This is a genomic window from Streptomyces sp. NPDC055506 (assembly GCF_053643595.1).
The window spans coordinates 25,865-34,725 of record NZ_JBSHKH010000090.1 but is presented as its reverse complement, the minus strand read 5'-3'; the positions used below and the strand labels follow the sequence as shown (position 1 = coordinate 34,725).

The 8,861-nt window shown below is 70.6% G+C and carries 6 protein-coding genes; 1 reads left to right on the top strand and 5 read right to left on the bottom strand.

Annotated features, from left to right (window positions below):
• Positions 1 to 49: 49 nt before the first annotated feature.
• On the bottom strand, positions 50 to 415 hold the full coding sequence (locus ACWIF2_RS28155; protein ID WP_454363588.1) for a four-helix bundle copper-binding protein: 366 nt from the start codon (positions 413 to 415) through the stop codon (positions 50 to 52).
• A gap of 143 nt (positions 416 to 558) precedes the next feature.
• Entirely contained in the window at positions 559 to 2,049 is a 1,491-nt protein-coding gene (locus ACWIF2_RS28150) for an LCP family protein (RefSeq protein ID WP_454363587.1), read from the bottom strand.
• A 127-nt stretch (positions 2,050 to 2,176) separates the two neighbouring features.
• Between ACWIF2_RS28150 and ACWIF2_RS28145 the strand changes: the two genes are divergently transcribed.
• Complete coding sequence (locus tag ACWIF2_RS28145; protein WP_454363586.1) at positions 2,177 to 3,214, top strand: glycosyltransferase family 2 protein; 1,038 nt, start codon at positions 2,177 to 2,179, stop codon at positions 3,212 to 3,214.
• Between the two features lie 57 nt (positions 3,215 to 3,271).
• On the opposite strand, the gene ACWIF2_RS28140 is transcribed toward ACWIF2_RS28145, so the two are convergent.
• From ACWIF2_RS28140 to ACWIF2_RS28130, 3 genes are all read right to left on the bottom strand, one after another.
• Positions 3,272 to 5,110: an LCP family glycopolymer transferase gene (locus tag ACWIF2_RS28140; protein WP_454363585.1), complete on the bottom strand. Its 1,839-nt coding sequence runs from the start codon at positions 5,108 to 5,110 to the stop codon at positions 3,272 to 3,274.
• Positions 5,111 to 5,202: 92 nt separating this feature from the next.
• Positions 5,203 to 6,999 (bottom strand): LCP family protein, encoded by a 1,797-nt coding sequence (locus ACWIF2_RS28135; RefSeq protein ID WP_454363584.1) that lies wholly within the window; start codon positions 6,997 to 6,999, stop codon positions 5,203 to 5,205.
• Between the two features lie 186 nt (positions 7,000 to 7,185).
• Positions 7,186 to 8,823, bottom strand: coding sequence for an LCP family protein (locus tag ACWIF2_RS28130; protein ID WP_454363583.1), 1,638 nt, complete (start codon positions 8,821 to 8,823; stop codon positions 7,186 to 7,188).
• Positions 8,824 to 8,861 lie beyond the last annotated feature (38 nt).

Sequence of the window (8,861 nt, the reverse complement as noted above, 5' to 3'; positions counted from 1 at the left end):
GCGAAGGGGGGCACCCGGGCGGGTGCCCCCCTTCGCTGTGAGGCGGCTCTCACATCGCGGCGGCCGACATCGAGCGGCACATCTCGGCGCAGCGGCGACACGCCTCGGCACAGCGCACCATCTGGTCGTCGTCCGGCATGGACATACACGCCTCGGCGCACATGTCACAGGCCCGGGCGCACATCGCGCACATCTCGGCGGACAGCGGCGAGCGGCGCATCATCATGTCGGCGCACATGCGCGTCATCTCGGCGCAGTCCATGACGGCGCGCATGATCTGCATCTGGGCCGGGCCGCCCATCTGCAGGCAGGAGCTCATGGTCTCCTCGCACACGCTGTGGCAGGCCATGCACGCCTGGACACAGTCCTGCATCTCCTTGCTCAGCGGAGTCGCGGTGGCGGGCTGCTGGGTCATGACTTCCTCCCGGGGGGACGGTGAGGGCCGGGGGCGGCCCCCGTGCCTTCCGTCCTACGCCTGCGCGACGCCGACCGCCATGGGGCGGAGGGAAGGAATCCGCCATGCGTGCGTCGCGGGCCCAGGGGCGTCACCGACGAGCTTCATGAGCACGCCACCTCGTCCCCCCGCACCACCACGCCGGACTCGCCCTCCCCGGTGTCCTCCGCCCGCACCTTGCGTACGCGTTCGAAGTCCGTGCCCGCGATGACCTTCAGGGTCGCGCCGAGACCCGGGGCCGCGCGCAGCTCGCTGCCCGGCAGGGCTGCCGCGAGCGACTTGGCCGAGCGGTCCCAGCCGGGGTCGTAGACGATGACCGTGCGTTTCACATCGGTGGTGGCGGCGTTGGCCGGGACCCCGGTCGTACGGAAGCCCGTCGAGGCCAGTGCCGCGTCGACCCGGCGGCCGAGGCCGGCCGTGGGGGTGCCGTTCTCCACCTGGACGCTGATCTGCTGCGGGGCGACCGGGACGACCCGGGCCTCGTCGCGCTGCCGCCGCACGGACAGGGGCTGGTCCGCGCGCAGGGCGTGGAAGAGCCGCTCCGCCTTCACAGGGTCCCACTTCAGCGTCGAGCCGACGCCCTCCACGGGGTATCCGAGCTGCCCGATCGGGACGGTCGTGAACTCGGAGGAGGAGGGGGAGAAGTTCCGCATGGCCCGGCCGAGGGCCAGCATCTCGTCCGTGCCGAAGCCCTTGTCGGCCCGCACCGAGCCGAGCACCGCCCGTGTCACGTCCCGGAACTTCATCGGGTTCAGCAGGATCCCTGAGGACATGACCCGCTCCACGAGCGCCGCCATGAACCGCTGCTGCCGCTTCATACGGCCCAGATCCGACGCCCCGTCGATATGGCGGGCGCGCACATACTGAAGCGCCTGCCCGCCCTCGAGGGTGTGGCGCCCGGCCGGCAGGTTCAGTCCCGTGTAGCTGTCGCTCAGGGGGGCCGCCGTGCAGATCTGCACGCCCCCGACCACGTCCACCGTCTTCATGAAGCTCGTGAAGTCGACCTCCAGATAGTGGTCGATCTTCACCTTGGTCATGTTCTCGACCGTCCGCACGGTCAGCGGCGCCCCGCCCTCGGCGTACGCCGCGTTCAGCTTGATCGGGTGGCCCTCGTGCCGTCGGCCCGTCGTACGGTCGACATGCGCCGGCGTCACGGCGTACGAGTCACGCGGCAGGCTCACCACACTCGCCCGCTCCCGGTCCTCCGAGATGTGCACGATCATCATCGTGTCGGTGCAGTGGCAGGGCGCGCCGCCGAGCCGGTACTTCTGCCGCTCGTCCTGGCTGATCTTCTCGCGGCCGTCGGTGCCGACCAGCAGGACGTTCATGCCGTGGCCCGCCTCGGGCCGGTTCTTCATGTCCTTGAAGGCGTCGACCCGCGCGATGTCCGCGTCCAGGCTCGTGACCACCGCGTGCCCGATACCGGCGGACGCGAGGACCACCACGGACAGCGTGGTGAGCGCCCGCATGCCCCAGCGCGGCTTCCGGCGCCGCGCCGGCGGCGCGGGCCTGCGCGGGTGCCGGCGGGAGGAGGGCGGCTGCGGGCGGCGCTGCTGGGCGGCGGTGGTCCGGGAGGACCGCGGCGGCGTGGGCAAGAGGACACCTCCGGACGACGGCCGTACGTGGGATCCGTGACACCGTAGGCCGATACGATCTGCAGCCCGCGGTACCGCCCCGGCGGCGCGCACCGGTGTCCCCCGTTCGCGGTAACGTGAGGCCCCTATGAACGCCAATCCCGACGTGCGCCCCCCTGCCGTTTCCGTGATCATGCCCGTCCTCAACGAGGAACGGCATCTGCGGGGAGCAATCCAAGCGATCCTCGCGCAGGAGTACGCCGGCGAGATGGAGGTCGTGATCGCCCTCGGTCCGTCCACGGACCGCACGGACGAGATCGCGGCCGAACTCGTTGCGGAAGACGCGCGTGTCCACACCGTCCCGAATCCGACCGGCCGTACGCCCGCCGCGCTCAACGCCGCGATCAACGCCTCCCGCCACCCGATCGTCGTGCGCGTCGACGGGCACGGCATGCTCTCGCCCAACTACATCGCCACCGCCGTTCGGCTCCTTGAGGAGACCGGCGCGCAGAACGTCGGCGGCATCATGCACGCCGAGGGCGAGAACGACTGGGAGCACGCGGTCGCGGCCGCGATGACCTCGAAGATAGGGGTCGGCAACGCCGCCTTCCACACGGGCGGCAAGGCCCAGCAGGCCGACACCGTCTACCTCGGCGTCTTCCGGCGCGAGGCGCTGGAGCAGCAGGGCGGATACAACGTGGAGTTCATCCGCGCCCAGGACTGGGAGCTGAACTTCCGCATCCGTGAGGCCGGCGGGCTGATCTGGTTCTCGCCCGAGCTGCGGGTGTCGTACCGGCCGCGGCCGAGCGTGAAGGCCCTCGCCAAGCAGTACAAGGACTACGGCCGCTGGCGGCATGTCGTCGCCCGCTACCACGAGGGTTCCATCAACCTGCGCTACCTCGCCCCGCCGACCGCCGTGTGCGCGATCGCGGCCGGGATCGTGGTGGGCGCGCTGCTGACCCCGTGGGGCTTCGTGGTGCCCGGCGGCTATCTCGCGGCGATCGTCGCGGGCTCGGTCCCGGCGGGCAAGGGGCTGCCGCTGAAGGCGCGGCTCCAGATCCCCGTGGCGCTGGCCACCATGCACATGTCGTGGGGCTGGGGCTTCCTGACCAGCCCGCGGGCGCTGGCCCGCAAGGTGATCGCGAGCCGGCGGCCGGCGGTCCGCGCGGACGCCTCCGCGAGCTGACCCACCGGCGTATCGACGCGGGCCCTCTCCCCGGCCGGGGAAAGGGCCCGTCGCCGTTCAGTCCCAGGTGAACGCCGGGTTCACGTGCATACAGGCCTTGTCGTCGGCGCCGTTGAGCGCCTCGGCCGACTTCGGGGTCCTGTCGTTCTCCTCTGGCGCCTTGTAGGCCGTGCCCTCACGCCAGTCGGCGCCCACGACAAGGGTGATGCCGGACACGTCGGTGGACCGCTTCACCGAACTCGCCGGAATACCCAGGGCCTTGGCGAGACGCCGGGCGTCGCCCTCCAGGTCGGTGCTCGGGTAGCGGACGACGGTCCGGTCCTCGCTCCATGAGCCGGTGGTGTCGGCGACGGCCTGGGCGAAGCCCTCTTCCTTCAGGACACCGGCCACCGTGCCGGCGCGTCCGCGGGCCGCTGCCAGGGTGTCGGTGCGGGTGCCGTTGCGGACCTGGACGGGGATCTCGTCGTCGGGCGCGGCCGGGTCGGCGGAGGCCTTCTCCGCGGCCGGCTTCTTCGCCTTGTCCTTGCCGTCCAGGGCGATGTCCTCCCGCACCAGCCGGAACAACTGCTCGGCGTCCTCCGTGGGCTCGACACGGGCGCCGACGTAGCGGTTGGGCATCGTGGTCATGGTGATGCGCTTCGGCTCCACCCTGCGCAGCTCGTCGCTGAGGTCGTAGAGCTTCTTGACGGTGTCGAGGCCCGGGTCGACCGTCATGGCCCGGGTGGCCTCCTCGGCCAGTCTGCGGAGCTTGTTCGGGCTGCTCAGGGTCATGTTGTCGCGGAGCTGGCGGACCATCGCGTTCATGTACATGTGCTGGGCCTTGGCGCGGGCGAGGTCGCTGCCGTCCTCGAAGCCGTAGCGGGTGCGCAGCCACTGCAGGGCCTGCTCGCCCTGGATGTACGAGGTGCCCTTCTCCAGTTTCAGGCCCGAGCCCTTGCCGTCGGAGGTGCGGGAGTGGATGTTGGCGTCTACGCACACGGGGACGCCCCCGACGGCGTCGGCCATCGACACCACGCCCGCGAAGTCGACCATGATGAAGTGGTCGATGTGGATGCCGGTGAGCTCCTGCCAGGTGGCCACGGCACAGCCCGGACCGCCGTGTCCGAGGCTCTGGTTGGTCATCGTGCGCCCCTGGGTCGCCTGGTAGACCTTCCCGTCGTCCGGGTCGGTGCACTTCGGGATCTTCACCAGGGTGTCGCGGGGCATGCTGATGACCGACATGTTGGTGCGGTCGGCGGACAGGTGCAGCAGCATCTGGACGTCCGCGAGGGGCGTGGCGCCGAACGTCTCGCGGGCGCCGCCGAGTTTCTGGTTCTCCTTGCTGTCCCGCGCGTCGGAGCCGATGAGCAGGATGTTCAGCGGGGTCTGCCCGGCGGCGTTGGGCGTCGGAGCGGCGACCTTGCTGTCGCCGAGGTTCAGGGCGTCCTTCTTGATGTTGCCGTTCAGATGCCGGTAGTAGAGGTAGCCGGCCCCGGCCGTCCCGAGTATCAGCACGGCCAGCACGACAGCGGACCACTTCAGCACCCGCCGCCTGCGCGGCGCCCGGCCTCCACGCGCCCGACCGCTTCCCCCACCGTCGCCTCCGGCCGCGCCGTCGCGGCCGGGTGAGTCCGGGGGTGTCGTTGCCGTGCTGTCGCGGTCGGGTGAGTCCGCGTCTGTCGTCGGCGTGCTGTCGCGGTCGGGTGAGTCCGGGTCCGTCGTCGGTGTGCTGTCACCGTCGGGCGTACTCGCGCTCTCCGCCGGCAGGCCCTCGGCGCCGGGCGTTCGCGCGTCCTGTGCCGGCCTGCCGTCGCCGTCGGGCGCCCGGTTGCCCGGCGTCGGCTCCTCCTCGCCCGGGTCCGGTTCGTGGCGGACGCTCTGCCGCTTACCGTCCTCCCGCACACCGCTCTGCGTCACTTCCCCGGTCCTCTCCGCCCCCCGGCGCATGCAGCAGGCCCGCCCTGCCTCCTGTTAGACGCACGACGGGCCTGTCAGTTGCCCTCAACGGGTCAACTCGCGCACTTCACCTTGTCCGCGGTGGACTTCTCCACGTCCGCCGCCTCGACCGGAGCGTTGAGCTTCACGCCGGCGCCCTTGAAGTCCTTGCCGAGGGTCAGGGTCATCGCGGGCAGGCCCTGGGAGTTGTTCACGCTCTCGCCGGGCTTCAGCGCGGACCCGGACAGCCCCATGATGTCGGCGAGGCGGCGGGCCTGATCGGCCTGGTCGGGGGCGTACTCGAGGGTCGTCTTCGCCAGCTCGGTGGGCGCGTTGCCGGCGTTGTCCGACTTGGTCACGCCCTCCTCGACCTGGAGGTACTGGAGGGTCTTCTGCGCGCTGCCGGCGTCGGCACCGCCGTTCATGATCCGCACCCGCACCTCGGACGCCGCGGACTTGGTGCCCTTCAGCCGGGCGGCCTGGGCGTCCTTCTCCTTCTTCTCCTGCTGCTTGACCTCGGTGAGCGACACGTCGTTCTCGATCATGTCGAACACCTGCGGGGCCCTGGAGTCGTCGAGGACGACCGTCGCCTTCACCGTCTCCGCCGGGTTGTCCACCACCGGCACCGTCGTGAAGCTGATGTTCTTCGTCGGCACCTTCTTCAGCTCGAGGGCGACGTCCTTGAGCGTGCTGACCTTGCCGATCGCCTGGTCCACGGTCAGCGCCTTCGTCGCGGCCTCGGCCAGGTTCAGCAGCTTCGAGGGACTCGTGAGGGTGTCACTGGAGGCCATCTTGCGCATCAGCGAGCCCAGGAACTGCTGTTGCACCTTGATCCGGTCGAGGTCGCCGCTGTTGCCGAAGCTCTTGCGCGTACGGACGAACGCGAGCGCCTGCTCGCCCTCCACCGTCGACTCGCCCGCGGGCAGCACCAGTTTGGACTGCTTGTCGTTGACCGGCTTCTCCACACACACGTCGACCCCGTCCACCGCCGTGGTCAGCGTCTTCACCGCGTTGAAGTCGGCCATCATGAAGTGGTCGACGGTGATGCCGGTGTTCTCCTTCACCGTGCGCATCGTGCAGCCGGGGTCCCGGCCGCCCTCTCCGAGGCTCCGGTTGAAGCGGACGCCCTGATTCCCCGGGATGACCTTCTCCGAGCCGTCCTCCTGCTTCGTCGGGCAGTCGGGGATGTTCACGATCAGGTCGCGGGGGATGCTGAGCGCGGTCGCGTTGGAACGGTCCTTGGCGACGTGCAGCAGGATCGTGGTGTCGGCGTGGCCGCTGCTGCCCTTGTCGCCGTAGCCCTCGTTGCCCTCACCGGTGCGCTTGTCCGTGCCGATGATGAGGACGCTGAAGGCCTCGTCCTTGCTGAAGTTGCTGGCGCCCGCGCTGCCGACGTCGGTCGTCGAGACATTGCCCTCCAGGTGCTGGAGGTAGAAGTAGCCGGCCGCGCTGACGCCGACCAGCACGAACGCCATCGTGCCGCCGGTCCACAGCAGCGCCTTCTTCGCCTTGCCCGGCTTCTGCTGCACCGGCCGGCGACCGCCGCGGCGCCCCGGCGGCGGCTCCTCGGGAGCACCGCGCCGCCTGCGCTGCGGCGGAACGTCGGTGCGGGTCGCGCCTCCACGGGGAGCTGCCCCACGAGGTGAGCCCCCTCGGGGAGCGGCCCCACGGGGAGCGCCCTCTCGGGGAGCGGCCGAACGTGCGGAGGCCGAACGCGCGCCGGTCGAACGCGCGGTGGCTGTACGGGGAGCCGCCCCCGATTGCGCTGCGGATGGATTCAGTCGCAGTTCGTATTCGCCGGTGTTCGGATTGAGTACCCACTGGTCTGCGGGGTCCATCTGTTCCCCCCGCCCACGGCGTTGCGCGTCCACGGTTGTCCGATTCCTCCGTCGGGGCACGCGGCGCCTTCTCCCCCCGGAAGGCGCGCGGGTACTTGGTCATCACAGAAGCACTCGATCGCTCACACTATCCGCCCAGTTGAACGCCGGTGTGCGCTGAATGACAAATTCAACGTCCCTACATTTGGGCAATCCAGCCCAATTCCGTGCCGGCAATCTCTACCAGCGGTAGGGCGCGTACACATCCATGCACTTACCGGAGTCCGAGCCGTTGAGCGCGTCCGCGTCACCGGGCAGGTCCCCGGCCTTCGGCGCCGGCTGCTTCGGATACGCCGTCCCCGTACGCCAGTCGGCACCCACGACGACCGTGACGCCGGACACCTCGGTGGACCGCCGCACGGAACTGAGGGGAATGTCCAGAGACTTGGCGACGCGCTGGGCGTCGCCCGCCAACTCGGCGCTCGGATAGCGCACGACGGTCCGCTCCTCGGCCAGCGCGCCCGAGGTGTCGGCGGCCGCCTTCGTGAACCCCTGGTCCACGAGCGACTGGGTGACGGCGCCCGCGCGTCCGGTCACCGGGCCGAGGGTGCTGGAGCGCGTGGCGTTCTGCACCAGGACGCCGATCTCGCCGTCCGCCGCGGCCGGATCCCGGGACGCCTTCTCGTCCTTCGCCGTCTTCTTCGCGCCGGGCTTCTTCGAACCGCCCTTCCCGCCCTTGCCGTCGAACGGCACGTCGTCGCGGAGCATCTCCCAGACCCGGTCGGCGTCGGTGCCCGCCGGGATCAGGTGGTTGGCGTCCTCCGGGTCCGCGGCCGTGGGCAGCGTCGTCATGGTGATGCGGTCCGTCGGCACCGTCTTCAGCTGCGCCCCCAGGTCGTACAGCTTCTTCACCGTGCCGATCTCCTCGGACACGTGCAGCGACTTCGTGGCCGCCTCCGCCAGGTCCGTCAGCCGGCCGGTGTCGGTGAAGACGTTCTGGGACTTGAGCGTGCGGATCATCGAGTTCATGTACATGTGCTGCGCCCTGGCCCGCAGCGGGTCGCTGCCCCAGGCGTGGCGGGTGCGCAGCCACTGCAGGGCCTGCTCGCCCTGGACCTTCGTCCGGCCGGCCTTCAGCTTCAGACCGGAGCCGCCGGGCACCCGGGGCAGCGGGCGGTCCCACACGTTCTGCTCCACGCACACCTCGACCCCGCCGATGGCGTCCGCCATCTTCACCACGCCCGCGAAGTCGATCGTCATCCAGTGGTCGATGTAGACCCCGGTGAGGTTCTCCCAGGTCGCCAGCGTGCAGCCGGCCCCGCCCCGGGCCAGCGAGGCGTTGATGATCGTGTTGATCCGCGGGTACGTCCGGCCGGACTTCGGGTCGGTGCACTTGGGTATGTCGACCCGGGTGTCACGCGGGATGCTCACCACGGCGGCGCTCTCGCGGTCCGCGGCCAGATGGATGAGCATCTGCACATCGCCCCGCGGCGGAGTGCCGCGGTCATTCCGGGCGCCGCCCAGCTTCACGTTCTCGTCGGAGTTACGGCTGTCGGAGCCGATCAGCAGGATGTTCAGGGGCGTCTGCCCGGCCGCGTTCGGAGCGGCCCGCCTCGCCTTGGAGTCGCCGCTGCTGCGCTGGCCCTTCTCGATGTTGCCGTTCAGGTGCTCGTAGTAGAGGTAACCGGCGCCGGCGGTCCCGAGGACCAGCATGGAGAGGGTCGTCGCCGACCAGCGCAGGACGCGGCGTCCGCGGCGGGCCCGACGGCCTCTGCGGCCGTCCCCGCGGCCCGGCCCGGAGGATCTGCCGGGGGCCTGCTCACTCGGGACGGCACCCGGTTTCGTCCCCTCCCCATACACACCACTGCTCCGCGCCATGTGCTTCCCCCACCCCCGTGTCACCGGAAAAGACCTGC

Excerpts from the sequence above, each read along its gene's own strand:
- ACWIF2_RS28155 (WP_454363588.1), bottom strand. The coding sequence starts at position 415 with ATGACCCAGCAGCCCGCCACCGCGACTCCGCTGAGCAAGGAGATGCAG.
- ACWIF2_RS28145 (WP_454363586.1), top strand. The coding sequence starts at position 2,177 with ATGAACGCCAATCCCGACGTGCGCCCCCCTGCCGTTTCCGTGATCATG.
- ACWIF2_RS28130 (WP_454363583.1), bottom strand. The coding sequence starts at position 8,823 with ATGGCGCGGAGCAGTGGTGTGTATGGGGAGGGGACGAAACCGGGTGCC.